The organism is Streptosporangium sp. NPDC087985, assembly GCF_044741965.1.
GTDB lineage: Bacteria > Actinomycetota > Actinomycetes > Streptosporangiales > Streptosporangiaceae > Streptosporangium.
The window spans coordinates 54,896-79,346 of sequence record NZ_JBIUTQ010000026.1 but is presented as its reverse complement, the minus strand read 5'-3'; the positions used below and the strand labels follow the sequence as shown (position 1 = coordinate 79,346).

General features: G+C 69.0%; 25 protein-coding genes and 1 pseudogene. 16 read left to right on the top strand and 10 right to left on the bottom strand.

Features of this window, described 5'->3' with window-relative positions:
• Positions 1-414, top strand: a 414-nt coding sequence (locus ACIN94_RS30010) for a transposase (RefSeq protein WP_400713340.1), incomplete at its 5' end; no start/stop codon positions are given.
• Between the two features lie 76 nt (positions 415-490).
• On the opposite strand, the gene ACIN94_RS30005 is transcribed toward ACIN94_RS30010, so the two are convergent.
• Entirely contained in the window at positions 491-832 is a 342-nt protein-coding gene (locus tag ACIN94_RS30005; RefSeq protein ID WP_400713337.1) for a hypothetical protein, read from the bottom strand.
• Positions 833-1,065: 233 nt separating this feature from the next.
• On the opposite strand from ACIN94_RS30005, the gene ACIN94_RS30000 reads away from it, so the two are divergent.
• From ACIN94_RS30000 to ACIN94_RS29990, 3 genes are all read left to right on the top strand, one after another.
• Positions 1,066-1,944, top strand: a complete 879-nt coding sequence (locus ACIN94_RS30000; RefSeq protein WP_400713334.1) for a helix-turn-helix domain-containing protein — start codon at positions 1,066-1,068, stop codon at positions 1,942-1,944.
• The gene (locus ACIN94_RS29995) at positions 1,944-2,171 is read left to right on the top strand and encodes a DUF397 domain-containing protein (protein ID WP_400713331.1); all 228 of its coding nucleotides are present in this window, start codon (positions 1,944-1,946) and stop codon (positions 2,169-2,171) included. Before ACIN94_RS30000 ends, ACIN94_RS29995 begins: the two co-directional genes overlap by 1 nt.
• Before the next feature lie 499 nt (positions 2,172-2,670).
• Positions 2,671-3,207 (top strand): alpha/beta hydrolase family protein, encoded by a 537-nt coding sequence (locus ACIN94_RS29990; RefSeq protein WP_400713328.1) that lies wholly within the window; start codon positions 2,671-2,673, stop codon positions 3,205-3,207.
• Between the two features lie 576 nt (positions 3,208-3,783).
• On the opposite strand, the gene ACIN94_RS29985 is transcribed toward ACIN94_RS29990, so the two are convergent.
• Both ACIN94_RS29985 and ACIN94_RS29980 read right to left on the bottom strand, forming a co-directional pair.
• Positions 3,784-4,794, bottom strand: a complete 1,011-nt coding sequence (locus ACIN94_RS29985; RefSeq protein WP_400713325.1) for a coiled-coil domain-containing protein — start codon at positions 4,792-4,794, stop codon at positions 3,784-3,786.
• Positions 4,795-5,013: 219 nt separating this feature from the next.
• The gene (locus ACIN94_RS29980) at positions 5,014-6,960 is read right to left on the bottom strand and encodes an FUSC family protein (protein WP_400713322.1); all 1,947 of its coding nucleotides are present in this window, start codon (positions 6,958-6,960) and stop codon (positions 5,014-5,016) included.
• 193 nt (positions 6,961-7,153) lie between these two features.
• Here ACIN94_RS29980 and ACIN94_RS29975 point away from each other — a divergent pair, with 193 nt between their 5' ends.
• Together ACIN94_RS29975 and ACIN94_RS29970 are read left to right on the top strand one after the other, a co-directional pair.
• Positions 7,154-7,543, top strand: coding sequence for a DUF2277 domain-containing protein (locus ACIN94_RS29975; RefSeq protein WP_400713319.1), 390 nt, complete (start codon positions 7,154-7,156; stop codon positions 7,541-7,543).
• A gap of 191 nt (positions 7,544-7,734) precedes the next feature.
• Positions 7,735-9,066, top strand: a complete 1,332-nt coding sequence (locus ACIN94_RS29970; protein WP_400713316.1) for a cytochrome P450 — start codon at positions 7,735-7,737, stop codon at positions 9,064-9,066.
• On the opposite strand, the pseudogene ACIN94_RS29965 reads toward ACIN94_RS29970, so the two are convergent.
• The 3 genes and pseudogenes from ACIN94_RS29965 to ACIN94_RS29955 form a co-directional block, all read right to left on the bottom strand.
• Positions 9,037-9,450 (bottom strand): annotated as a pseudogene (locus ACIN94_RS29965) (RloB family protein); the annotation flags it as partial. The gene ACIN94_RS29970 and the pseudogene ACIN94_RS29965 sit on opposite strands and share 30 nt — an antisense overlap.
• An 18-nt stretch (positions 9,451-9,468) precedes the next feature.
• On the bottom strand, positions 9,469-9,684 hold the full coding sequence (locus tag ACIN94_RS29960) for a hypothetical protein (protein WP_400713314.1): 216 nt from the start codon (positions 9,682-9,684) through the stop codon (positions 9,469-9,471).
• Positions 9,677-10,741 carry an ATP/GTP-binding protein gene (locus ACIN94_RS29955; RefSeq protein WP_400713311.1) on the bottom strand — a complete coding sequence of 355 codons (1,065 nt, stop codon included), beginning with the start codon at positions 10,739-10,741 and terminating at the stop codon, positions 9,677-9,679. Before ACIN94_RS29955 ends, ACIN94_RS29960 begins: the two co-directional genes overlap by 8 nt.
• A gap of 367 nt (positions 10,742-11,108) precedes the next feature.
• Between ACIN94_RS29955 and ACIN94_RS29950 the strand changes: the two genes are divergently transcribed.
• The 9 genes from ACIN94_RS29950 (at position 11,109) to ACIN94_RS29910 (ending at position 18,698) form a co-directional block, all read left to right on the top strand.
• Complete coding sequence (locus tag ACIN94_RS29950; protein ID WP_400713308.1) at positions 11,109-12,344, top strand: alpha/beta hydrolase family esterase; 1,236 nt, start codon at positions 11,109-11,111, stop codon at positions 12,342-12,344.
• Positions 12,345-12,623: 279 nt separating this feature from the next.
• Positions 12,624-12,869 carry a DUF6400 family protein gene (locus ACIN94_RS29945; protein ID WP_400713305.1) on the top strand — a complete coding sequence of 82 codons (246 nt, stop codon included), beginning with the start codon at positions 12,624-12,626 and terminating at the stop codon, positions 12,867-12,869.
• A complete protein-coding gene (locus ACIN94_RS29940) occupies positions 12,856-13,086 on the top strand; it encodes a hypothetical protein (protein WP_400713302.1) in 231 nt (76 codons plus the stop codon). Before ACIN94_RS29945 ends, ACIN94_RS29940 begins: the two co-directional genes overlap by 14 nt.
• Positions 13,087-13,239: 153 nt before the next feature.
• A complete protein-coding gene (locus tag ACIN94_RS29935; RefSeq protein WP_400713299.1) occupies positions 13,240-13,644 on the top strand; it encodes a RidA family protein in 405 nt (134 codons plus the stop codon).
• Between the two features lie 186 nt (positions 13,645-13,830).
• The gene (locus ACIN94_RS29930) at positions 13,831-14,283 is read left to right on the top strand and encodes a hypothetical protein (protein ID WP_400713296.1); all 453 of its coding nucleotides are present in this window, start codon (positions 13,831-13,833) and stop codon (positions 14,281-14,283) included.
• Positions 14,284-14,371: 88 nt separating this feature from the next.
• Positions 14,372-15,139, top strand: a complete 768-nt coding sequence (locus tag ACIN94_RS29925; protein WP_400713293.1) for a DUF72 domain-containing protein — start codon at positions 14,372-14,374, stop codon at positions 15,137-15,139.
• Positions 15,140-15,343: 204 nt separating this feature from the next.
• A complete protein-coding gene (locus tag ACIN94_RS29920) occupies positions 15,344-16,732 on the top strand; it encodes an N-acetylmuramoyl-L-alanine amidase (protein WP_400713290.1) in 1,389 nt (462 codons plus the stop codon).
• Between the two features lie 153 nt (positions 16,733-16,885).
• Positions 16,886-18,004 (top strand): LLM class flavin-dependent oxidoreductase, encoded by a 1,119-nt coding sequence (locus ACIN94_RS29915; protein WP_400713287.1) that lies wholly within the window; start codon positions 16,886-16,888, stop codon positions 18,002-18,004.
• A gap of 58 nt (positions 18,005-18,062) precedes the next feature.
• The gene (locus ACIN94_RS29910) at positions 18,063-18,698 is read left to right on the top strand and encodes an FMN reductase (RefSeq protein WP_400713284.1); all 636 of its coding nucleotides are present in this window, start codon (positions 18,063-18,065) and stop codon (positions 18,696-18,698) included.
• Positions 18,699-18,759: 61 nt separating this feature from the next.
• On the opposite strand, the gene ACIN94_RS29905 is transcribed toward ACIN94_RS29910, so the two are convergent.
• From ACIN94_RS29905 to ACIN94_RS29890, 4 genes are all read right to left on the bottom strand, one after another.
• The gene (locus tag ACIN94_RS29905) at positions 18,760-19,407 is read right to left on the bottom strand and encodes a M23 family metallopeptidase (protein ID WP_400713281.1); all 648 of its coding nucleotides are present in this window, start codon (positions 19,405-19,407) and stop codon (positions 18,760-18,762) included.
• Positions 19,408-19,455: 48 nt separating this feature from the next.
• Positions 19,456-19,596 (bottom strand): hypothetical protein, encoded by a 141-nt coding sequence (locus tag ACIN94_RS29900; RefSeq protein WP_400713278.1) that lies wholly within the window; start codon positions 19,594-19,596, stop codon positions 19,456-19,458.
• 9 nt (positions 19,597-19,605) lie between these two features.
• Positions 19,606-20,073 (bottom strand): hypothetical protein, encoded by a 468-nt coding sequence (locus tag ACIN94_RS29895; RefSeq protein ID WP_400713275.1) that lies wholly within the window; start codon positions 20,071-20,073, stop codon positions 19,606-19,608.
• 65 nt (positions 20,074-20,138) lie between these two features.
• Positions 20,139-21,758 carry a penicillin-binding transpeptidase domain-containing protein gene (locus tag ACIN94_RS29890; RefSeq protein WP_400713272.1) on the bottom strand — a complete coding sequence of 540 codons (1,620 nt, stop codon included), beginning with the start codon at positions 21,756-21,758 and terminating at the stop codon, positions 20,139-20,141.
• Positions 21,759-22,014: 256 nt separating this feature from the next.
• Between ACIN94_RS29890 and ACIN94_RS29885 the strand changes: the two genes are divergently transcribed.
• Positions 22,015-24,264, top strand: a complete 2,250-nt coding sequence (locus tag ACIN94_RS29885; RefSeq protein ID WP_400713269.1) for a protein kinase — start codon at positions 22,015-22,017, stop codon at positions 24,262-24,264.
• The last annotated feature ends 187 nt before the right edge of the window (positions 24,265-24,451 follow it).

Below are 24,451 nucleotides of genomic sequence, written 5' to 3'. Positions count from 1 at the left end.
CTGCTCACCCCCGGGCAGGCCGCCGACAGCCCGCGCTTCGCCGCCGTCTTGGCCCACATCAAGGTCCGCGTCCCGATCGGCCGTCCCCGTACCCGTCCCGGCGCGATCGCCGCAGACAAGGCCTACTCCTCCCGAGCCAACCGCACCTACCTGCGCAGACGCGGCATCCAAGCGGTCATTCCGGAGAAGGCCGACCAGGCGGCCAACCGCACGAAACGCGGCTCACGCGGAGGCCGCCCCATCCACCACGACGAGGCTCTGTACAAAGAACGCAACACCGCCGAGCGCTGCATCAACCGGATCAAGGAATGGCGCGGGCTGGCCTTCCGCTTCGACAAGACCCCGGAGAGCTACCTGGCCGGGCTCCACCTGCGGGGCACGATCCTATGGATCCGAAGCCTCCAACCCACCTAGAGATCCGAACTCAGAACACGCCCTAGCACCGCCCAGGCGCCCCGGATCCAGATCCGGGGCGCCTTTCCATTCTTGGCTAGATGCCGCTCTCGCTGAGCCAGACAAGGTCGGAGCTCAGCCGCCGCGCGGCCCGGTGGGCGTTCGTCCACCGGCCGAACCCGTTGCCGTTCCTGCTGATGGTCGCCGCCGTCCCATCTGGCAGCACCAGCCCGTACGCCACCACTTCCCGTGAACTCTGCCCGTCGTCCTCGTCGTCCTCGTCGAACTCCTGGACCAGGGCGAACATGCGCGGGAGATCACCGGTCGGCATGTGGGCACTCGCGCACGCACGCTCCGGATCGGTGTTCTGCGGGCAGTGTTCATCGAAGTCCGGGTCATGGCAGGCGGATGACTGGTCGGAACCAGCGTGGCGCTCCATGTCGTCGTACTCCCTTCCGGTGCTGGACCTGAGTGGAGATCTGGTGGACGGTTCCGCCCCGCGTTGATTCCTCTGCGTCTTCGAGTAAACGCATAGCGTGACCGTTGGTGCTTCGGTAGCGTGACATCGAATTCGTGGTTACGCAAGCTTGCTTAATGAGCTTGTTGGAGTTGCCCCGACGCACCCCGAATTGAATCTGCGACGCAGACGGCGCGAGCTCGAAGGAGACGGCGATGGGCGCGAAGCGAGGACCGACGCTGCGGGCGCAGTGGCTCGGCAAATATCTCAAGGAGTTCCGCGAGTCGGCCAAGCTGACGCTCAGGCAGGCGGGTGACTACCTGCAGCGGGACGCCGCCACCATCAGCCGGCTGGAGTCCGGCATCATCCCGGCGAGGGTGTCCGACGTGCTGGCACTTCTCAACCTGTACGACGTCGGCGACCAGAAGATCCGCGACGGGCTGGAGCGGCTCAGCCGCGACATCTGGCGCAGGGGCTGGTGGGACGATGGTTACGCCGCTGACTCCCTTGGCGTGATGTTCGACCACGCCTGGCTCGAAACCCGCGCGGAGGGGATCCGCTGCTATACGGCGATGGTTGTCCCCGGGCTCCTCCAAATCCGGGACTACGCTCAAGCGGTCATTACGGCGGGCGGTATGGACACTCCTGGCGAGCAGATCGAGCGCTGGGTGGAGTTCCGGATGGACCGGCAACGCGTGCTCAACGCCGAATCGGCTCCGAACCTGGAGGTCGTTCTTGACGAGGCCGTGCTGCACCGTATGACTGGCGGCCCGAAGGTGATGCGCGCCCAGTTGGAGCACCTGGCTGAAGTCATGACGAGGTCGAACGTGACAATCCGGGTCCTGCCGTTCGCCGCCGGAGCGCATGCCAGTCCGGAGGGTGCTTTCATGATCTTTGACATGCCGGAGCCCTACTCTGACGTGACCTGCGTAGAGATCCGGGGAGGTGCTGTCTACACCGAAGCGGAGGGTGTCGAGAACTTCGCACGAGCGTACGATTCCCTACGTAGCATCGCTCTCACCCCGGATGAGTCCGCGACTGTCATCCGGACCGCGGTCGGTCGTGCTAAACGAGCGAGAGGGAGGAGTACGTGATGATCAACCCCGAGGAGTTGACGGGGGTCGCCTGGCGCATCAGCAGCCGGAGCCCTGACGGTGGTGGGCAGTGCGTCGAGGCCGGTCCGCTGACCGACGGCAGTGGGCGCGTCGCCGTACGGCACAGCCGTCGTCCCGACGCCGAGGTGATCGTCTACACCCGCGCCGAGTGGGAGGCATTCGTCAGCGGCGTCAAGAACGGCGAATTCGACTTCTCCGCCAGCTAAATAGACCTTCGACCTCCGCGTGAAACCGCCGAGGTCGATCGCGCCATCGGGCGCAGCCAAGTTGTTTGTGCGAAGGCCGTCGACTGTGCCCTCGGCGGAGGGACGGTCGACGGCCTTTCGTAAGATGCCCGCACGCTGCCCGGTGCCCCCCTCCCTGCCAAAATAGACAGAGGCGTCAAACGTCGTAGATCTGATCCATCATAATGACTGACCTGCGGTGATCTCCTAGAAGGCGTTGTGAGCTGGGCTTTTGGCTTTCACTGATTCTCATCGTTTCACGCTGCTTCTCGTGCCCATGTGCCCTGAGTGTGCCCTGCCCTTCTCGCCAGTTCACATGAGAACTGACATGGTCCGTATCCCGCTATGGCAGGAATGGAAGGGCAGACTGCATGAGTGAAAGCGCACCGGAGCTGACCGCTGAGCTGATCGTGGACAGCGCCGTGCCGCGATGTCCGGTGATCTCCCCGGACGGCCGCTGGGTCGCCTACGCGGTCACGGCATGGACGAATGGACCGACATCGTCAGCGGGATCGACCTGCTGATCGCCGATGGAGTCGCGGATCCGGACCGGCTCGGAATCGGCGGAGGGAGCCACGGCGGATTCATGGCCGCGTGGGCGATCGGGCAGACCGACCGGTTCAAGGCCGCGCTGATGGGCGCCGGGATCAGCGACTGGGGAATGCAAGCGGCGACCGGCGAACAAGGAACCTATGAATCCGGGCTCGGCGGCAGTGTCGGCTGGGAGGGGCCCGGCCCGCACCGCCACGACCGGCTCAGCCCGATCTCGTTCGTCTCGAAGGTCCGCACCCCGGTTTTGATCCTGCACGGTGAGAACGACACGAATGTGCCGCTCGGCCAGGCGATGTTCTTCCATCGCGCGCTGTGTCATTTCGGCGTCGAGCACGCGTTCGTCGTCTACCCGCGAGAGGGACACTCGTTCAGGGAACGCAACCACCAGATCGACGGGCTCCGGCGTACTCGCGAGTGGTTCGACCGATGGCTTGGTGACCCGGCATCGGATCAGAACCGGATCTGACCCAGCCTCCCGTCCCCACAGAGTAGGTTCGCCGCCTCCGGGGTGACCTCGGTGGTGCCTGAGCAAGGTCGCCGGCTTCGGGGGGCCAGGGGCCGGGGCGCCAGCCGTTAATATTCGTCATTCTCGTTCCGACTGCGCCGCCCCGGCCTTGACGCTTGCTGTCCGTAGGAGATTGTCAATCCCCCAAAGTGTGGAGACGGTTCTATGCCACAGCGGCACCGGCCCAGAGAGTCACAAGGTCGGCCGTCACGTCCGCTACCTGCCCGAAGACGTCGTGGCCTGGGTGCGGAGGCAGCCGTGACCGTTTATGGCCGCTGGCACAAGATGGCGAAGCAGCCGGACGGCACTACCAAGAAGGTCCGCAACTCCGAGTACGGCATCGGCGACCGCTGGCAGGTGCGCTGGCGCGACGAGTCCGGTAGCCAGCGCAAGAGGAACTTCGCCAAGAAAGCAGGCAACGACCCCGACACCTGTGCGGAGGCGTTCGACGCACAGGTCACGAGTGACCTGAACCGCGGAACCTACATCGATCCCAGGGTGACCGTCTACGTAACCGCAGGTCAGGCCGAGAGAGAACTAGTAGACCGAGATGTGTGGATGGTCGAAGTGGTTGGCCGTGGTGCCGCCGCGGTCGGACATCATCCGCCAGGTGCCGGTACGGACATGCCAGATCCGCTGGCGGAAAATGATGTACATGATGCCGAGCCGCTGGGCGTTCTTGATGGCCCAGGCCACGATCTCGTGGCCGCGCGCGGTCTCGGTGGCGGAGGGGAAGCCGCCCCCGCTGCTGAGCATGAAGTCGCAGGCGCGCCCGAGGGGATGCTCGCCGCCTCCCGAGATTCCGCCGTCGGACCGGTAACAGCCGATCCCGAAGCGGGGCCCGAAGCGTTGCGCGATGAGCTGGCGGACCAGCCGCATCCGCGGCGTGATGTTGTCCGGTCCTGACGGCAGCTGGGGAACCCAGCTGCCGTCGGCCCTCCTGAGCCCCGGAGTGGGGTAGAGCAGGTCGATCTTGTCCTTGATCTGGTCGATCAGTTTCCCGGCGCGCCTCTTCTGGGCGTCGAGCTTCCTGAGCGAGGCCCGGAGTTCGGCGGTGCGCGTCTCGGCCGTCTTCTGCGCTTCCCGGCGGGAGTCGCGGACCTTCATGAACACCCGCAGTCTGGCGTCCTGCTCGCTCATGATCTGCTGGGTGAGCGCCAGGCCGCTCAGCAGGGCGCGGGGGTCGGCGACACTCACCAGTGCGAAGGTCGCGTTCATCCCGCCGGTGCGATACTGCTCGGCGGCCAGCAGGCGGATCTCCGTGGCGGCCTTATCGAACTCCTGCTGCGCGCGCTTCAGATTGCCGCGCGCCACCTTCTCGGTCTTCTCCACCTTCTGCAGCTCGACCCGGCCGGCGTAGTACTCGGCGATCATGGTCTCGGACCGCTTCTGTAACTGCGCGAGCTCCTTGCGTAGCTTCTCGGGGCCGGGCGTCGGTGAGGCCTGACCCGCCGACGCCACGCAGGCACAGAGGATCACGGCGGTGAACGCCGCGACCAGGGGGCGGAGGGCACCGTGACGCCGAATCCCGCGGGACGCAGCCGTCACGCTTCTCCCTTCCCCGAAGGTATGGAGCGCCGGCCGTAGCGTGTCGAGCCCGGACGCCCTCCGTCCGATGGACGGTAGGAGAGGATGATGCCGTCAGGCCGACCAATGTGCCAAATCAGACATCTGACATCTTCAATGGAGAGGCTGTCCCTCAAAGTCGCCGCAACTCATGCCATACTTGCCCGCTACGGCGCACCCTCGTTGAGTGATCTCCGTGGCCTACGTCGCGCCTCCCCTCCCGCCGGCACCGCCGAGGTCGGGGTGCTCCCCCGACACCGTGTCGTACAGGCCCTGGACGGCGGAGTTCACCTGCTCCAGCGCCTGCTCATCGGCGGACTCGAACTTTCCCGGCGTCCGCCCCGCGCGGACATCGGCGGCCAGGTCCTCCAGGGACGTCGCCAGAGCCTGGATACCCTCGTCCGACGGCGGCGGGGCACCGTGTTCGGTGCGCGCGACGGTCATGGCGATCGCGTCGGCCACCTGTTCCAGTGCGGTCATCGCGGGCAGCCAGGTGGTGATCCGCCTGCTGACCGCTGGCGGCTCGGTCACCGCCCGCTGGAAGACCGTCCGCAGGTCGGCCAGGGCGTCGTAGGCCCTGCGGCGGAGCAGGGCCCTTCTGCCGGCTCCGGGGTCGAACGCGTGCCGGAGATAGTGCGCGGTGGCCGACACCGCGTCGGCGAACCTCGGCCCGACCGGCGCCTCCCAGCTCGCCGGCCACGGCAGATAGCCCAGCAGCAGGACGATGACGCATCCGGCTATGGTGTCCACCAGCCGTATCTCGGCCAGCTTCGGACCGCTACGGGTCAGCAGGTCCACCAGGAGCAGGACCAGCGGCGCCTGAAAGGTCGACAGCAGGCCCCAGTTGCGTTGCCGGCCGTACGGCAGGAGCGCCGCGAGGACGGCGAGCGGGACCAGGAGCCCCGGACCGTACGGCACCACGAGAAGCACGACGGTGCCGATCACTATGCCCGCGAGCGTCCCGAGCGCACGCTGTACGGCACGGGCGAACACCGAACCGAAGTCGGGCTTGAGCACCAGCGCGACGGTCAGCATCACCCAGTAGGACCGCTCGAACCAGCCGACCAGGCTCAGCGCGCCGGCGACACCCATGCACAGCGCGAGCCGGACCGTGTAGACGCGCGTGAGGTGCCCGTACCACACCTTCTCCCAGATCGCCTGGAACCTCTGCCGCGGCCCGACCGGCTCATAGGGCAGCTGGTCGCGGGCGACGTCGCCGCCGGAGACCAGCTCGACGGCTCCCTGCACGGCGGAGCAGAGGGCGCACAGGGCGGGTGAGTCGCACTCGTACCGGCGCGCCGGCGGTTTACGCCCACCGGCGAGCGCGTCGACGATCTTGTCCATGGTGACGCGCAGTTCCCGGGGCGGATCGCGTTCCTCCTGGCACAGGGAGAGTAGCGCGTTACGGATCAGCGAGGCCTGGTTCAGCAGGGCCACCAGGCGGGTCCGCTCGGGATCCTTACCTATCGCCGTGGAACGGGCGCCGAGCACGGTGGCATAGCCCTTGCTGAGAGCGGTGTCGAACGCCGCCAGGATGTCATGGTCGCGCTCGGCGAACAGCAGGCCGAGGGACCGGTAGACCTCGATCACCGCGGCCTCCTCCGCCTCCCGGGGACGCACCGGCCAGCGGGCCAGAGCCAGCACGAGGGCCAGCAGTACACCCAGCAGGAAGCTCAGCGTGTTCATGGCGGGCGATCCCCGCATCGACATGCCGGTGCCCAGCACGGTCATCACGAGCAGCTGGAGCCCGCCCGCCGACCCCGCGGCCCCACCCGTGCTGATCAGCGCGGCCACCACCGAGACGGCCACCACGACCAGCACCGTCCACCAGCCGTGGCCTCGCGCCGTGGCCCCCGCGGCATAGCCCAGCGCCCCGCCCACGCCGGCCGCGCTCATCACGATGATCCTGTTCCGGTAGGACCCGCCCCGGTCGGCCATGGAGGTGGCCATGGCGCCCATGGCCGGAAGTATGCCGAGCGCGATCTGCCCGGCGGCGAGCCCCACGAGGAGCGGGGTGATCACGACCACGGCCGTGCGCAGCATCGGCTCCCAGCGGAGCGTCGCGGGCGCCGGCCGTACCGTCTCCACCAGCCAGCCCGGGGCGGCATCCGTCAGCCGGTCGGCGACTCGCCGGAAAACCGGGGGCATCGCTCACCACGCTCAGCGCGGTGGTCTGCCGAGGCCGGGCGGCCGTTCCAGCCGGGACGGCGGCCGGACACCGTCCAGGACCGGGGCCGGATCGCGTGGCTCCGTGGGGTTCGCTTCGCCCTTCACGGCGCTGTCCTACCCGCATGCCCTGCGGGCTTATCTCCGCGTTTCCCGACGAACATTTGACCGTACGGTGACCTCACCGCCCGCCCTGCCGGGGTCCGGCTCCCCCGCCGACCAGGCCGGCGAACCTCTCGGGGCCGGGCAGGCCGTCGCCGGGACGCCGTTCAGGGAGACCGGCCGGACCGGACTGGAAGGGAACGCGGGGGACCGCATGCCGTACCGTCGTGCCATGTGCCGGAGCATCAAAACCCTTCGTGAACCGTACGCCAGCGACGTGACGGACGAGGATGTGCGTGCCGCCGCCCTCCAGTACGTCCGTAAGCTCTCCGGGTTCCGGGCGCCGTCCGCGCGCAACGCGGAGGCCTTCGACCGGGCCGTGAACGCCGTCGCCGCCGCGACGCAGATCCTCCTGCGGGACCTCCAGGTGACACAGACCTCCCGGCGGCGGCCACCGGAGTAGGCTCCCCGTCCACGGCTGACGGATTACCCGTAACGGGTGTTGAGTGCGCCCGCCCCTCAGCGTTTCCGGTGAATCCGGCCGACGCGCGTGGCGACACCGTAGGTCATCGGCCGCCGCCGATGCATGCTGGAGATATAGCGGACGAGTACATCAGCAGGCGGAAACTCACCCGACGCCCGAGGGGGGCAAGTATGAGCACTCCGGCCGATTCCAGTACGACCAGCGTCACCGCGACCACGGACGGCACCGCGACAGGCCGTACGGATGGTGCCGGCGGCGCGGTGAACCTGCTGGACCCCGAGCTGCTGCGCGACCCCTTCGGGGGATACTCGCGGATACGCGAGCAGGCGCCCCTGGTACGGGGTGCCTTCCTCGGATCCGCCTCGCCGATCTGGCTGGCCACCCGGTACGACGACGTGAAAATGGTGCTGAGCGACCCGAGGTTCGTCAACAACCCGGCGAACGTGCCGGGGATGGACGTGCAGAACATCCGCGAGAAGGAGCTCAAGGCGCGGGGTATCCCCCCGGAGTACGCGCGGTATGTGCTGGACAGCGTCCTGGACGCCGACGGCGCCGATCACCTTCGGCTGCGCAAGCTCGTCTCGCGCACGTTCACCGCGCGCCGGGTCTCCGAGCTGCGGCCCCGGGTGGAGGAGATCACCGAGGACCTCCTCGACAGACTCGCCGCCACGGCCCAGGACGGTGTGGTCGACCTGATCGAGCACTTCGCCTATCCCCTGCCGATCACCGTCATCTGCGAGCTGGTCGGCATCCCCGAGGAGGACCGCCCGCAGTGGCGGAAGTGGGGGAAGGCGCTGGTGACCATGGAGCCGGGCGGCTTCGGGACGGTGCTCCAGGAGATGATCGCGCACATCGAGGAGCTGATCGGACGGCGCCGCGCCGCACCCGGCGAGGACCTGCTCAGCGGCCTGATCCGTACCCATGACGAGGACGGTGACCGGCTCAGCGACACCGAGATGGTCACGATGGTCCTGACCCTGGTCCTCGCGGGGCACGAGACCACCGCTCACCTGATCGGCAACGGTACCGCCGCCCTGCTCACCCACCCCGACCAGCTCGACCTGCTCCGCGGTGAGCCGGAGCTGATGCCCCGTGCCGTCCACGAGCTGATGCGCTGGTGCGGTCCCGTCCAGGGGACCCGGATGCGCTACGCGGCCGAGGACCTCGACGTCGGGGGCATGCCAGTGAAGCGGGGCGAGGCGGTGATGGCCATGCTCGTGGGAGCCAACTACGACCCGCGCGAGTTCGACGCCCCCGAGCGGCTCGACATCACCCGCCAGCCGGACGGGCACCGGGAGAACCACGTCGGTTTCGGGTACGGCCTGCACTACTGCCTGGGCGCGGCACTGGCCCGCCAGGAGGGCGAGGTGGCGTTCGAGGCGCTGCTGCGCCGCTTCCCCGATCTCGCCCTCGCCGTGAAGCCGGAGGAGCTGGAGCGTCAGTTGATGCCGGCGTCGTGGCGGCTGGCGCGGCTACCGCTGAGGCTCGGGCCGGCTCGCTGACGGTGCCGATGGCTGGCAGCGCGGGTCAGCGAAGGTGCCGATGACCTGAACCAGTCGCCATACACCAGTAGACGGGTTGCCCTCGTGTGCCGTTCCTGCCGGGCCGAGACGTCGTGCTCTTTCACATGCTGTCGCAACACCGGGTGCGAAGTCGGAAAACCGAAGATCCGCCTTGTCGTAGTCGGGCAGATGCTTGCTCAGCAGGTGGAGTGTGTCGGCGTACGAGTTGAGATGTCCGGCGTGATCGCGGAAATGGAGGAGCAGCCAGAATTCAAAGCAGGGGCTGGAGATCGCGAGTTGTATTCCCATGCGCCGGGCGAGGGCTGCGGCCTCAGGGATGTTGCGGAACTCATCAACATCGAATACGCACCAGACCTCGTCAAAATCATCAGGTTCCTGCCGCTAGAGCGTTGCGGCATATGCAACGATCTCCGCCGGGGACTTCGCCCGATCCTTGATAATCACGTTTACAGCGGGGTTGCGCTCGCTGCGTTTGAGGCCGTCGATGTAAAGCTTTTCGGTCTTTGCCCCGCCAACCACCACAAGCAGCCGTTTGACCAAGTCTCTCCGCTGGCGGGCATCCCGTCTGATCTTGCCCTCGCGCCTGCGGCTAACCATGGGCGGTTTCTTGGCGTGCGGCGTTCTGGAAAACTTCCTCGTCGAGGAAGGGGACCGCGCGCACCGCTCCGCCCAGATAACGTCGTTCCCAGTTCAGGCCCTGCCTGGGTTTGAAGTCGGTGAGGGGAAACACAGCTGTCGCTCCGTCCTGGTCTTTTTCGGTGAACCACACCTCGTCGCGGTCAAGCAGCTCCTCCCCCCGGTGGCGGCTGAGCAGAGAGGCGTCATGGGTGGTGAACACGAGTTGGGCGCCTCGTGGATTGGTCGCCGGGCTCCGAAACAGCCGGACGAACTCACGGACCAGGAGCGGATGGAGGCTCCGGTCGAGCTCGTCGACGGCCAGCAGGGTGCCCGTGTCCAGGGCGTGCAGGATCACTCCGAGGTGGTCGAACCAGATCTGGGTGCCGCGGGACTCGTCCTCGAAGGGCAGGTCAAAACCGGCGCAGTGCCTGAAGGTAATGCGGGATCTGCCGGCGAGGTCCGTCGACTCCACGCGCATGCCATCGATGCCCAGGTCGGCGGCGCGGAGCAGGGAGACGACCCGGTCAGGCTCTCTTGTGAAGAGTGACAGCGAGACCTTCCGGCGTTCCCAGCTGTCGGCGGGATCCGCAAGCGAGACCGACTCCTTGAACCATCCGTAGACCGGCAGGAGTCGTTCGCTCGCGAGATGGGCGGCCACGCTGAGGAACAGGGCATTCGACCTGGTCAGCTCCTCGAATGTGCTCCGGGGACCTTTGAACGAGTCACCGAAGGAGATCTGCGAGCCGTGACGTTCGAAAAGAACCCGCCGTCGGCCGTGAGGATAGGTGAACAGCCATTCCTCGAGCACGTGCCGGTCATCAACGGCGAAGCCATACACGTGGCGCACTCCGTCGATTCGCAGATCCACTCCGAAGCTCGACTCGCCGGGACTGGAGGCGAAGGGCTCCCGGGGAACGCCCCCTATCGGGTCCCAGTGGGAGAAGGAGTCAAGGACAGCACGTCGCATGAAGGCGAGAGCGTCGAGGACGTTGGACTTCCCCGACGCATTCGCCCCGTAGACGGCGCAGATCGGCACAACCGAACAGGAGCGGTCATATACCGGAAGGAGAAGAAGCTCCTGCTCATCACGGATTGACCGATGGTTCGCCACTCGAAAGCTCAGCAGCATGGCACCTTCTACGGATTTCAACGCTTTTCTTACAAGAAGACTGCATGATCAGACTCCTAATCGTCATCATAGGCCGGACGGGACCTTCCTGAGGAACTATTAGCCGCAAGATCCTGTCCCGTGCTCAACAGAGCCTTTCCGGCGGCCTATGACGGCGAGCGATGTCCATGACACGGCGGCGAAAAGTGTGTTTCGCGGACATGTCGGAGGCGTTGTACCAGTTCTAACGTGCGCTGAAAGGACCGGTGAGCTAGGTCACACAAGGAGTCCCCCCATGGTCATATCCCTCCCAGCGCGGCCGTCGCGAGCCGCCCTCATCCTGCTGGCCGTACTACTCGGACTGTCCGGCCTGGCCGGTACGGCCCTGACCGCGGCTCCCGCGCGAGCGGCGTCGCTGGTCCAGGTCAGCTCGTTCGGCAGCAACCCCGGCAACCTCGCCATGTACAGCTACCGCCCCGACGGCCTGGCCGGCGGCCGCCCGCTCGTGGTGCTGCTGCACGGCTGCACACAGAACGCCAGCGGATACTTCTCCAACTCGGGGTGGCGCAAGTACGCCGACCAGTGGGGCTTCGCCCTCGTGGTCCCGCAGACCAACAGTTCCAACAACTCGTCGAGCTGCTTCAACTGGTTCGAGACCGGCGACACCACCCGGGGACAGGGCGAGGCGGCCTCGATCCGCGCCATGGTCGGCTACGCGGTCGCCAACTACGGGACCGACGCCTCACGCGTCTACGTCACCGGCCTGTCGGCGGGCGGGGCCATGTCGGCGGTCATGCTGGCCACCTACCCGGACGTGTTCGCCGGCGGCTCGGTCGGGGCCGGGATCGCGTACCGCTGCGCGGCCGGCCTGACCCAGGCGTCCTCCTGCCAGTACAACGCCACGAGCAAGACCCCGCAGCAGTGGGGCGACCTGGTGCGCAACGCCTACTCCGGCCACTCGGGACCGTACCCGCGCGTCGCCATCTGGCAGGGCCTGTCCGACTACACGGTCAAGCCGGTCAACGCCACGCAGCTGCGCGACCAGTGGACGAATGTGCGGGGCGTCTCACAGACCCCCACCTCCACACAGTCACTCACCGGCGGCACCTCGCTGAAGGTGTACGGAAACAACGACGTGCGCCTGTACGAGATCAACGGGATGGGACACGGCCTGCCGGTCAAACCGGGCAGCGCCGCCGACCAGTGCGGCACCGCGGCGGCGTACTTCCTCGACACCATCTGCTCGGCCTACCACGACGCGCGGTTCTTCGGCCTGGACGGCGGAACCCAGCCGGACCCGACCCCGACCCCGACCGTCACGCCGACCCCCACGCCCACGCCGACCGTGCCCCCGACCTGCGCGACAGCGAACAACTACGTCCACACCACCGCAGGCCGGGCCTATCAGTCCGGCGGCTACGTCTACGCCAACGGATCCAACGACGCCATGGGCCTGTGGAACGTCCTCACCGTCCACACGCTCAAGCAGACCGGTCCGAACTACTGGGTCCTCGCGGACGGCCAGTGCTGACACGCCCGTGAGCCCGCGTCCCGGCCAGGCACCGTCCGGCCGGGACGCGGGCGCGTAAACACTCGCACCGTGAGCTACGTCACGAATTAGCCACGAAAAGGCGATATAAGGTATAAAAAGGGATAAAAGTCCCTCGGTAGGGGAGATCTCATCCCCGCACATGTCCGAGTGATCGCAAAGGATCGCCCTCGCCGTACCCTCGCAGCGGTTGAGCCCTTCTCCGGCCGGCACCTCCCGATCACGCGGATGACACCTTCGCCACCCATCGGAGAGCCGTGCATGAGTAAGGACAGCAGCGCACACACCGACTTCGAGCTCGACCTCACCTTCGACGAGACCCGCCGTCGTGCCGCGGTCATCGCGGCCCTCGGGACGGGGTGGGATCCGCTGGCGGTGATGCGGGGCGAAGAGGAGGCATACGACCTGCTCTACTCCGGTCTCGACGAGCACCAGCAGGAGACCTACGACATGCTCGTGGCCTCCGGCGTCCTCCCGCTGAGGGGACCGGGCCGTGCTGCCGATTGATCCGCACGCCGATCTCGGACGCAGGGCCTGGGTGCCCTGCCCCGGGTGCCACGACCACAGGGGCTGCCCGACCTGCCAGGAGGGCCGGAACTGCGGGGAGCACTGGCGCTACCTCATCGGCAACACCGGGAACCGCCTGCACCTGCAGTGCCCGGGCTGCACCCACCTGTGGGAGCACGAGACCCACTTCGGCGCCGGCGGAACCGCCCCGTTCTGACCGCCCTGTGACAGCCGACCCGTGACGGGGCGCCCCGGTCGCGGGGAGACCTCGACCGGCCCGGCCCGGTGCGATTCCGTTTGATCTCATGCCCGTTTCCCGGCAGCATCGGAATGCTCCGCCTCACGACGGCCACATCCGGAACGGACACGCGTGACACACATCGGCTTCGCCACTCCCCCGACGCTGCCGCCGGCCAACGGCTACAGCCACGTCGCCACCGTCCCGCCGGACAGCCGGCTCGTCTGGACCTCGGGCCAGGTCCCGATCTCCGCGGACGGGACACCGGCCGCCGCCGGCGACTGGGAGGCGCAGACCCGCCTGGTCATGCGGAACGTCGGAGCCGCGCTCGAAGCCGGCGGCGCCACCTGGGACGACGTTTTCAAGTTGACGATCTACGTCGTCGACACCTCGGCCCTGCCCACCGTCCGGGCCGTACGCGACGAGTTCGTCAACCTGGAGCGTCCCCCGACGAGCTCACTCGTGCAGGTCGCGGGCCTCTTCCGGCCGGACATCCTGATCGAGATCGAGGCGGTGGCCGCGGTCCCCACAGCCTGACGCCCATCGCGAGGACCGTGGTTCCCGCACCGCGGGCCCCCACATGTGGACCGTGGCATCAGGCATCCTGATGGAACCGCTGCTCTGGCTCCGCCCGCGGGGGCCATCGGTGTGGTGGTTGGCCGGGGCAGTGACGGGCATACCGACCTCATCGCCGGCTAGGGGGAGAGCAGGGAGGTGCCGGCCATGGGCCTGACGGCGGGAATCTTCGCGGGCGCGGCGGGCACCACCGCGCTGGATGCCGTCACCTACCTGGACATGGCCGTACGCGGTCGCCCGGCGAGCGAGCTGCCCGCCCGGGCCGCCGGCGAGCTGGCCGACCGGGCCGGTGCCGACCTCGGCTCCGGAGAGGCCGCGGCCAGCAGGCGCGAGGGGGTGGGCGCGCTGCTCGGCTACGCGGCGGGTCTGGGAGTCGGCGCGCTCTACGGGCTGCTCGCCGGGGATCGGCGTCTTCCCCTGCCGGTGGCCGCCCTGGGACTGTCGGTGGCGGCGATGGCCGCCGGGGACGCCCCTCTCACCGCGCTCCGGCTGACCGACCCGCGTGACTGGGATATGACCTCGTGGATGAGTGACGCCGTCCCGCATCTGGTCTACGGGCTGACGGCCGCGGTGGTCTACCGGCGTCTGACCCGGCCCTGACCTCGTCCCGGGCACGGCCGGTGTGGCGTCCTCGGTGGCGGGCAGGCTCCGCTCGTGGAGGTGGAGGCGACGGGGGGGGTGAGCTCTCATGATGCGGGTGGGGACGTCCGGCTGGCAGTACGCCGACTGGCGCGGGGTGCTGTATCCACCCGGCCTGCCCCAGCGGCTCTGGCTGGAGCGGTACGGCGAGTGCTTCGAGACGGCCGAGAACAACGCCACCTTCTACCGGCTGCCGGCACGCCGGACGTTCGAGGACTGGAGGGATCGGACCCCGGACGGGTTCGTGATGGCGGTCAAGGCGAGCCGCTTCCTTACCCATGTCAAACGTCTGAAGGACCCCGAGGAGCCCGTCGAACGTCTGCTGGCGGCGGCCGAGGGCCTGGGGACCAAGCTCGGGCCGGTCCTGCTGCAGCTCCCGCCGACGTTGACGGCGGATCCCGTACGGCTCGGCGCGTGCCTGCGCCGTTTCCCCTCCCATGTGCGTGTCGCCGTCGAACCGAGGCACGCGTCCTGGTGGAGTGACGACGTGCGCGAGGTGCTCTCGTCCCACGGGGCGGCCCTGTGCTGGGCCGACCGGCTGGGCCGCCCGCAGACGCCCCTGTGGCGGACCACCGACTGGGCCTACCTCCGCTTCCACGAGGGCCTGGCCACCCCCTGGCCTTCGTACGGCGACGGCGCGCTCCGTTCCTGGCTGCGTCGCCTGGCCGAGGCGTGGGACGAGCGCTGCGACGTCTACGTGTACTTCAACAACGACCCGGGGTCGGCTGCGGTACGCAACGCCGTCCGGTACGCGGAACTCGCACACACCGCCGGCTGGCCGGTGAGCCGTACCTCCGCCCGGCTCCCGGCCGGATGATCGGTGCGGGCCGGGATGCGCGGTCGGATTTAATCCGTTTTAAGTGATTTGTTGAGCTAGAGAAGAAAATCCCTGTTCGCACGGCGAGTAATGCCAATTATTTACATTTGTCATTATTACGTCTTACCGTGCGGCCATACGTGATATCCGAATGAGGCAGGGACGCCCACCCCCTCCTGAGGAGACCCCGTGCAGAACACTCGGATGAGTATGCCCCACCGATTAACCGTGGTCCTGTCCGCGACCCTGACCATCCTCCTGGGCGCGCTCGGCCAGAGCGCGAGCGCCGCTCCGACGGCCCCCCTGGCCGACGCCTTCGCGGGTGCCGCCACTGCCTACGACGTGCCGCGTGACCTGCTCGTCGCACTGGCCTACGCCGAGACCCATCTCGACGGGCACGGTGGCCAGCCGAGCGCGAGCGGCGGGTACGGGGTGATGCACCTCGTCAGCAATCCGACCACCCACACCCTGGAGCGAGCAGCAAAGATCACCGGGGAACCGGTGACGGCGCTGCGGAAGGACGACGCGGCCAACATCCGGGGCGGCGCCGCGGTGCTGCGGTCCTACGCCGACGAGCTCGGACTCGACGCCGCCGCCAGGAAGGACGCCGGGCGCTGGTACGAGGCCGTGGCCAGGTACGGCAACGCCTCGACCGCGGAGGTGGCGCGGCTGTACGCCGACACCGTCTACGACTTCCTCGGCAGGGGCGTCGAGGCCGCCGTCCGGAGCGGCGAGGTCGTGACGGTCCGGCCGCAGGCGGTCCAGGCAGACCTCGGCGCCTATGCCCGGACGCTCAACCTGAACGCCCAGGCCGCCGGCCCCGACTATCCGAGCGCGAGCTGGGTGGCCGCCAACTCCGGCAACTACACCGCCTCCAGCCGCCCGTCGAGCTACGCGATCGACCGGGTCGTCATCCACGTGACCCAGGGGTCGTACGCCGGCACGATCTCCTGGTTCCAGAATCCCAGCGCTCAGGTCTCGGCGCACTACGTCGTCCGGTCCTCCGACGGCGCCGTCACGCAGATGGTGCGCGAGAAGGACGTCGCGTGGCACGCCGGGAACTGGAGCTACAACACCCGGTCCGTCGGGATCGAACACGAGGGCTTCGTCAGCGACGCGTCGTGGTTCACCGACGCGATGTACCGCGCCTCGGCGGCGCTGACCCGCACCATCTGCGACCGGTACGGCATCCCCAAGGACCGCACCCACATCATCGGGCACAGCCAGGTGCCGGGGGCCACCCACACCGATCCGGGGTCGTACTGGAACTGGACCACCTACATGCGGTACGTCACCGGCGGGAGTGTTCCCCCTCCCGCCAAGTACTGGGTGGACACCCATTCCGCGGCACCGGGCTACTCCTCTCCCGGCGGCACGCGCACGGGGACGCTGAACAAGGGGACCAACTACGTCTACTGCCGCACCTGGGGACCGAACGTCCAGGTCGGCAGCGACTACAACCACTGGTGGCTGAAGACCGATCTCGACTCGGGCAGTCCGTGGCAGAACCAGTGGGTGTCGGCGTACTACCTCGCACGCTGGGGCAACGACGTGGCCAAGGACAACAGCGGCAACGACATCCGCAACTGCTGACCGGACAGGCTTGAGCGCGCGGATCAGCAGGTCGCGGGCCGTACGCGACAGGGCTCGGCCCCGCTCGACCGGGCACGGGGCGCCGGGAATAATCCGCGTGTCACGGCGTTCAGCATGATTGAAACTTCAATGACATGGAGAATGGTGAACACGATGCAGTTCGGGATCTTCACCGTAGGCGACGTCACCACGGATCCCACCACGGGCAGGACGCCGAGCGAGCGCGAGCGGATCAAGGCGATGGTCGCCATAGCGCTCAAGGCCGAGGAGGTCGGGCTCGACGTCTTCGCGACCGGCGAACACCACAACCCGCCCTTCGTGCCGTCGTCGCCGACGACCATGCTCGGCTACATCGCCGCGCGGACCGAGCGGCTCATCCTCTCCACCGCCACGACCCTGATCACCACCAACGACCCGGTCAAGATCGCCGAGGACTTCGCGATGCTGCAGCACCTGGCCGACGGGCGCGTCGACCTGATGCTGGGCCGGGGCAACACCGGGCCGGTCTACCCGTGGTTCGGGCAGGACATCCGCCAGGGCATCCCGCTGGCCATCGAGAACTACGCGCTGCTGCACCAGCTGTGGCGCAAGGACGTCGTGAGCTGGGAGGGCCGTTTCCGCACCCCCCTGCAGTCGTTCACCTCGACGCCCCGGCCTCTCGACGGGGTCGCGCCGTTCGTCTGGCACGGTTCGATCCGCAGCCCGGAGATAGCCGAGCAGGCCGCCTACTACGGCGACGGGTTCTTCGCCAACAACATCTTCTGGCCCAAGGAGCACTTCATCCGCCTGATCGAGCTGTACAGGGAGCGTTTCGCCCACTACGGCCACGGCACTCCGGAGCAGGCCGTCGTCGGGCTCGGCGGCCAGGTGTTCATGCGGAAGAACTCCCAGGACGCCGTGCGGGAGTTCCGCCCCTACTTCGACAACGCGCCTGTGTACGGCCACGGCCCGTCGCTGGAGGAGTTCACCGACCAGACCCCGCTCACGGTGGGCAGCCCGCAGGAGGTCATCGACAAGACCCTGACCTTCCGGGACTCCTTCGGCGACTACCAGCGCCAGCTCTTCCTGATGGACCACGCCGGCCTGCCGCTGAAGACCGTGCTGGAGCAGCTCGACATTCTCGGCGAGGAGGTCGTGCCCGTCCTGCGCAAGGAGTTCGCGTCCGGTCGGCCGAGCCAGGTGCCGGACGGCCCCACCCATGCGGCGCTCGTCGCCCGCCGCGACGCCGGTGACGGGACGGAGTCGCCCGTCCCCGCCGGCTCCCCGGCCTGATGACCGTCCCGTGGCGGACCCCGTCCCTGGGACGGGGTCCCGCACCGAAAGGATTCCGATGAAGCCCCTGAAGCTCGTGGTCGTCTCGGCCGGTCTCAGCCGGCCGTCGTCAACGCGCCTGCTGGCCGACCGGCTGGCCGAGGCGACCGAGCGGCGCCTGGCGGACGGGGAGGCCGCGGTCGAGGTGCGCGTGGTGGAGCTGCGCGACCTCGCCGGCGACATCGCCAACGCCATGGTGACCGGCTTTCCGGCCGCCGCCCTCCGCGAGGCCATCGAGGCCGTCACGGAGGCGGACGGCGTCATCGCGGTGACGCCGATCTTCACCGCCTCCTACAGCGGCCTGTTCAAGTCGTTCTTCGACGTGATCGACAACACCGCGCTCACCGGAAAGCCCGTGCTGATCGCGGCGACCGGTGGTACGGCGCGGCACTCGCTCGCCCTCGAGCACGCCCTGCGCCCGCTCTTCGTCTACCTGCGCGCGCTCGTGGTACCCACCGCCGTGTACGCGGCGTCGGAGGACTGGGGCACCGGCGGGGACGCGCGCACCGACGGCCTGGCCGCCCGCGTCGTCCGCGCGGGCGGCGAGCTGGCCGGTCTGATGCTGCGCCGGCCGCCCGCCGCCGGACCGATCGACGCCGGGCGGCTCGACGATGTCGTCCCGTTCGAGCAGCAGCTCGCGGCGTTGCGCCCCTGAAGACGTGAACCACGTGGCCACTCTCGACGGCGATCCCGTCGTGGTGATCGGCCGCGCCGGTTCACGGCATCGCGGGTTCCTCGTCGGCCGAGAAGACTTCGCCGTTACCGGGCACGCCGACTCCACGCCAGGAGAAGGGGACTCCGTGGGCCACATCCAGGTCGGGGCCGTCCATCAGCTGGAAGTGCACATGCGGCTCGGTGGAGTTGCCGGAGTTTCCGCAACGGGCCAGCGGCTGGCCCGCGCGGACCCGGTCACCCTCACGGACGGCCAGCGAGCCACGCTGAAGGTGGTCGCGGTGGCGGTTGGTGGTACGCACGACGGTGGCGTCGGCGACGGCTAGGAGCGGGGCGCCGAAGGCCGGGAAGTCGCGGTTGCGGCGGACGACGGGCCACCAGCCGAAGCGGGGACGGGCCTGATCCTCCGGCTCCGCCACGATGTCGATGGCGTATGACTGGCCGTAGCCGTGGGTGCCGTGACTGGGGACCTTGTCGGCCGGGCTGTTGAGGGCGGGCCAGCGGCCAGTGACCGGCAGGCCGACCTCGACGGCCCGCGAGGGGTCGGGCAGGACGGGCTGCCGGTTCACCGCGAACTGCAGGACGATCGCCAACCCCAGCGGGATCCAGCCCCACATCCAGGAGAAGTCGAAGAAGAACCCCGCCACGAGCTGCGCGAAGAAGAGCACCCAGCAGCAGCGGTAAAGGATCACGAATGTCTTGCGTATGAGCACTCTCCAGGGATCGTGTGCCGGACGGGTTCAGGGCCGGGAGGCGGCCAGCACCACCAGCAACGGGACCATCCGTCCCGGAGGGACCTGGTAGCGGCCCCGGCCCACGACGTGCAGCCAGGCTCGGGCCTCACCGGCAGACCGCCTCTCCCTCGAAAAACCGTTTGTCACCGGTGCCGCTCACTGGGAAGATCGCGTCCCTATGAGCCGCCCCGTCATCTCCGAGATCCCGACCGGCCCCGTGGCCGTCCCCGCCGTCGTCGCGGCGCTCGCCGGCGGCGACACCGTCACTCCGGTGTGGCGCAACGAGCTCGGCGGCCTGACGTTGACATGGCGTGACGGTCGCCCCCGTGCCCACCCGGGCGGGAGAACTCGCGACCGACGTACCGAGACCTCCCACAGCGGCAGGTCGTCGGCGCACTGGAGCAGCAGGTCGAGCATCTTGTAGTTGGTGATCAGCACGTCGGGCCTGGCCCGCCGGATGTCGGCCCGTTTGGTCAGCACGTGGCCGAACTCGGTGGAGGGCGTGTCGCCGATGTAGAGACCGGCGCTCACCCCGGACAGCGCCGGGCCGTCGAGGTAGGAGCTGATCCGGTGCGCCTGGTCGGTGGCCAGGGCGTTCATCGGGTAGAGCAGGATCGCTTTCACCCCCGAGACGCCGCTCTCGCGGGCACGCCGACTCCGCCTCAGGGGACTTCATCCCGGAGATCGGGTCAGAGGGCTTTGAGGAAGCTCGCGGCGATCGGTGCCGCCGCCCTGCCGCCGCTTCCGCCGTTCTGGACGAACACCGCGAAGGCCAAGGGGCCGCGGTAGCCGATGAACCAGGAGTGCGGCTCCGCCCCGTCGACCTCGGCGGTGCCGGTCTTACCGGCGGTGTCCGGCGGGAGGCCGGCCTGGGCGGCCGTGCCCTGGGTCACCACGGCGCTCATCATCGCGCGCAGGCCGGCGGCCACGTTTTCGTCCAGCGGCACCGGGGGCGGTGAGTCGGCGGCGGGGTCGGCGGTCATGGTCGCGGGTTTCCAGACGCCGCTCGCGACCGCGGCGGCGACCTCGGCCATGCAGAGCGGGCTGGCCTGCACCGAGTTCTGGCCGATGGCGTCGGAGCCCAGCTCGTCCGGGACCCCCTCCGGCCTGATCCGGCAGGAGCTCAGGCCTGGCTTCTCCCGGAATCCGAAGCGGTCGGCGGCCTCGGCGCGCAGCCGATCCTCGCGCAGCCGCTCGTAGGCCTGCTGGACGAAGGTGGTGTTGCAGGAGAGCGCGAAAGCCATGGTGAGGGTCACGGTGCCGTGATCGGCTCCGCCGTCGTTGGTGAAGCCCCTGGCGTTCGGGATGGTGTAGGCCGCCGGGCACGCGACCGGCGACTCCGGGGTAAGGCCGCTGCGGAGCAGCGCGGCGGCGGTCACCACCTTGAACGTCGAACCGGGCGGATAGAGGCCGTTGAACGCCAGCTTGCCGCCCAGCGTGTCCGCCACCGCGCGCACCTGGCGGGTCTGGACGTCCACGGCCACGATCGCGGCGGGCCGTTCGACGCCGTCCAGAGCACGGGCGGCGGCGGCCTGCACGGGTTGGGAGATGGTGCTCCGCGTCGCCGCGGGCGATGGGGCCGGAGAGGCCAGCAACACCCGGCCCGAGGACACTTCCTCCAGCGCCAGATCGACCGCCGTGTCGTCCAGCCCGGTGAAGTAGTCGCCCGCCCTGCTGTCACGGGGGAACGGCAGACCCTCCCGGGTGAGTGTGGCCGGTCGGTGGACCTGGGTCTCCTTGAGCCGCAGGCTCCCGCCGTCCTTGAGCAGAGGGTGCAGCGTCTCCGGTGCCCAGAGCACCTTCCAGGTGCCGGCCCGCAGCGTCAGATGCAGGGCCGAGGAGAACACCCACCGGCCCAGCCCTGTCACCTCCCGCACCCCCCGGAAGGAGACCTCGGCCGCCTCCTCACCCTGACGGCGCAGCTCGCCGGGATTGAGGGACAACGACGAGACGCGCAGTTCGGCGTCGAACCGCCGGTGCCGTTCGGCGAAGTCGGCCGGCGGGTCGGCGACCAGGCCGATCATGGAGGAGAGGTCACCGGCCTGCCAGGCGGCGAAATACCTCGTCGCGGTCTGACCGGGGTCACCCGGTGAGGTCGGTGTGGGGGTGAGCGTGGCCGTGGGGGCCGGAATGAGAGTGAAGGCACGGGTCGGGGCGGACGACGGGTCCCCAGCCGTCCTGCCGGGGACGCCGGACCGCTCCGGTAAGGAGGCCACCACCTCGCTCGGAGCGACCATCAGCGCGTACACAGCGATAACAATGAGCGCGGCCACCGCAGTGATCATTACGAGGAGCCATCGCCTGCGCATGCCGTTCCCCCTGGGCTCCCACGGGTGGGTATCAGCGACGGCCCCGGATGAACCGGAGCCCGTCCGACCGGGCGGGAATCCCGATCACGCCGAGACCCGGATCTTACGCCAGCCGGAGGAAACGAAAGGCGTTTGGCCTGATTTCCCGGTAATGGCATGCTCTTGTCCAAGATTCGGCGCGTCTCCCACCCGCCATACGGCGGGGCATGGATCGCCGAACCAGTCCGAGCGGGCTCCGTACCCGAGGGGAAACACAATGACTGGTACGGCCCTGCGGCCGGGCGACCCGGTGGCCCTTGGTCCGTATGCGCTGGAGGCTAGGATCGGCGAGGGCGGCCAGGGCACCGTCTATCTAGGCCGGGATCAGGCCGGTGAGCGGGTCGCGGTCAAGATGCTGCACCCGAGGTTCGCCGCCGACCCGACCGGCCGGCTGCGCTTCCAACGGGAGATCGCCGTCGCCCGGCAGATCGCCGAGTTCTGCACCGCCCGGGTGCTCGACACCGGAGAGAGCGGCGACCATCTCTACGTGGTCAGCGAGTTCATCGACGGGCCGTCGCTGGAACAGGCCGTCAAAAGCGAGGGACCGCGCGGCGGCACCGCCCTGCAGCGCATCGCGATCAGCACCGCCACCGCGCTCGTCGCGATCCATCAGGCCAACATCGTGCACCGCGACTTCAAACCGGCCAACGTGCTTCTCAGCTCCGACGGCCCACGCGTCATCGACTTCGGCATCTCCAAGGCGCTGGACGTCACGCTCGCCCACACCAGCGGCGTCGTCGGAACGCCGGCCTACATGTCGCCCGAGCAGATCCACGGTGAGCCCGCCGCCGCCCCCTCGGACGTGTTCAGCTGGGCCGTGACGATGGTGTTCGCCGCCACCGGCGCGCCCGCGTTCGGTGAGGACACCATCCCTGCCGTGCTCCACCGCGTCCTCACCGCCGAGCCCGACCTGTCGGGGGTGCCGGAGGGCATGCGGCCGCTGCTGCACGCCTGCCTGGCCAAGGTTCCCACCGACCGCCCCCAGGCCTCCGACCTGCTGTTCCAGCTGATCCGCCAGCCTTCGACGAGCGTCTCCACAGCACAGCCCGAGCAGGCTCCGCCACCCCTGCGATCTCCGAGCCTTGAGCAGTCGCCACGTCTCGGGCAGGCTCCTGGACTTGAGCAGTCCGCACCACCTGGGCGGGACACCGCGCCTCAGCACCCGCAACCACCCGGTCCCACCGCCCCTGCCTTCCCCTCCGGTCTGCCGACGGGATTCCCGGGCGCGACCGTGCCGAGCGGGTCAGGCCGGTCACGTCCGTGGCTGATCGGAGCCGCCGCCGTCACCGCCGCCGCCGTGGTCTCCGCCGGAGTCTTCGTGCTCCCGCCGCTGCTGTCCGGGACCGGAGAGGGACCTACCGACCCCAGCTCCGTCGCGCTGACCGGCTCTCCACCGATCTCCAGCATCTCCCCTTCCTCAGACAGGTCGGCACCCCCCATTGTCTCCCCGTCCCCCGAGGGCTCGGCGACCCCGCAGACCACGCGGTCGCCGTCTCCCGCCGCCACCCCCACCCCGGTCGGCGGGGACGGGAAGAGCGCGCCGGTCGGCGGCCCGCTGCGCGGCCACCGCGACGACCTGCAGGCGGTGGCGATCGCCCGGGTCGGCGGCAGATCCGTCATCGTCTCCGGCGCCAACGACCGCACCGTCCGGTTGTGGGACCTGGCCACCCGCAAACCGCTGGCCACGCTCACCGGGCACACCAACTGGGTCCGCTCGGTCGCGGTCACCGAACTGGACGGCCGGACGATCGCGGTGTCCGGCGGCGACGACGGGACTGTGCGCCGCTGGGACCTCGCCACGCGCAAGGCCGTCGGCGGGCCCATCGACGCCGCCGCCCCCGTCTTCTCCCTCGCCCTGAGCGAGCTCGACGGCGAGCCCGTCGTGGTGACCGGTGGTCGCGACGGGAGACTGCGCCTGTGGAACCTCAGGACCGGCGCCGCGATCGGCAAGGCCCGCCGGGCCGCCGACGGCGCGGTGTTCGGGCTGGCGACCGCCGAACTCGACGGCGAGCCGGTCGTGTTCACCGGGGGCGCCGACGGAACGGTGCGCCGCTGGCCACTCCGCTCAGGCTCCGGCGAGACGCTCCTCACCCAGCGTGGCCAGATCTCCGCCGTCACCACGGCTGAGCTGGACGGCAGGCTCGTTGTGCTGTCGGCCGGTGGCGCTCAGGAGATCCACATCGACGACGCCGCCGGCGCCGGTGAGGCACGCCCACCGATCCTGGACCACAACGGCTGGGTCTACTGCCTGGCGGTCGGCCAGGCAGGGTCGCTCACCGTCGTCGTCTCGGGCAGCAACGACGCCACCGCCCAGGTGCACGACCTCGACACCGGGGCGGCGGTGGGCAGGCCGTTCAAGGCCCACGACCACAACGTGTTCGGCGCCGCGGTGGCTGAGCTCAACGGACGCCCCATCGCGGTCACCGGCGGCGGTGACGACACCGTACGGATCTGGCGTCTCGGCTGACATGCCCGGCCCCTGTCACAGCCGCCGTCGCCGCCGGCTGTGGCAGGGCGCCGTTCTGTCCGCCGATCCGCAGATCCTTGCCCCCGTTTTTCGAATCGGCCATCGTTACCATCGTGACGTGCGACGGGCAGCGCGTGGAGCCTGCCCCGCTGGGTGGTGGACACCCGGTAGATCGCGTCCGGGTTGG

Excerpts from the sequence above, each read along its gene's own strand:
- ACIN94_RS30005 (WP_400713337.1), bottom strand. The coding sequence starts at position 832 with ATGGAGCGCCACGCTGGTTCCGACCAGTCATCCGCCTGCCATGACCCG.
- ACIN94_RS30000 (WP_400713334.1), top strand. The coding sequence starts at position 1,066 with ATGGGCGCGAAGCGAGGACCGACGCTGCGGGCGCAGTGGCTCGGCAAA.
- ACIN94_RS29995 (WP_400713331.1), top strand. The coding sequence starts at position 1,944 with ATGATCAACCCCGAGGAGTTGACGGGGGTCGCCTGGCGCATCAGCAGC.
- ACIN94_RS29990 (WP_400713328.1), top strand. The coding sequence starts at position 2,671 with ATGGACGAATGGACCGACATCGTCAGCGGGATCGACCTGCTGATCGCC.
- ACIN94_RS29980 (WP_400713322.1), bottom strand. The coding sequence starts at position 6,960 with ATGCCCCCGGTTTTCCGGCGAGTCGCCGACCGGCTGACGGATGCCGCC.
- ACIN94_RS29970 (WP_400713316.1), top strand. The coding sequence starts at position 7,735 with ATGAGCACTCCGGCCGATTCCAGTACGACCAGCGTCACCGCGACCACG.
- ACIN94_RS29960 (WP_400713314.1), bottom strand. The coding sequence starts at position 9,684 with ATGGTTAGCCGCAGGCGCGAGGGCAAGATCAGACGGGATGCCCGCCAG.
- ACIN94_RS29950 (WP_400713308.1), top strand. The coding sequence starts at position 11,109 with ATGGTCATATCCCTCCCAGCGCGGCCGTCGCGAGCCGCCCTCATCCTG.
- ACIN94_RS29945 (WP_400713305.1), top strand. The coding sequence starts at position 12,624 with ATGAGTAAGGACAGCAGCGCACACACCGACTTCGAGCTCGACCTCACC.
- ACIN94_RS29930 (WP_400713296.1), top strand. The coding sequence starts at position 13,831 with ATGGGCCTGACGGCGGGAATCTTCGCGGGCGCGGCGGGCACCACCGCG.
- ACIN94_RS29925 (WP_400713293.1), top strand. The coding sequence starts at position 14,372 with ATGATGCGGGTGGGGACGTCCGGCTGGCAGTACGCCGACTGGCGCGGG.
- ACIN94_RS29920 (WP_400713290.1), top strand. The coding sequence starts at position 15,344 with ATGAGTATGCCCCACCGATTAACCGTGGTCCTGTCCGCGACCCTGACC.
- ACIN94_RS29915 (WP_400713287.1), top strand. The coding sequence starts at position 16,886 with ATGCAGTTCGGGATCTTCACCGTAGGCGACGTCACCACGGATCCCACC.
- ACIN94_RS29910 (WP_400713284.1), top strand. The coding sequence starts at position 18,063 with ATGAAGCCCCTGAAGCTCGTGGTCGTCTCGGCCGGTCTCAGCCGGCCG.
- ACIN94_RS29890 (WP_400713272.1), bottom strand. The coding sequence starts at position 21,758 with ATGCGCAGGCGATGGCTCCTCGTAATGATCACTGCGGTGGCCGCGCTC.
- ACIN94_RS29885 (WP_400713269.1), top strand. The coding sequence starts at position 22,015 with ATGACTGGTACGGCCCTGCGGCCGGGCGACCCGGTGGCCCTTGGTCCG.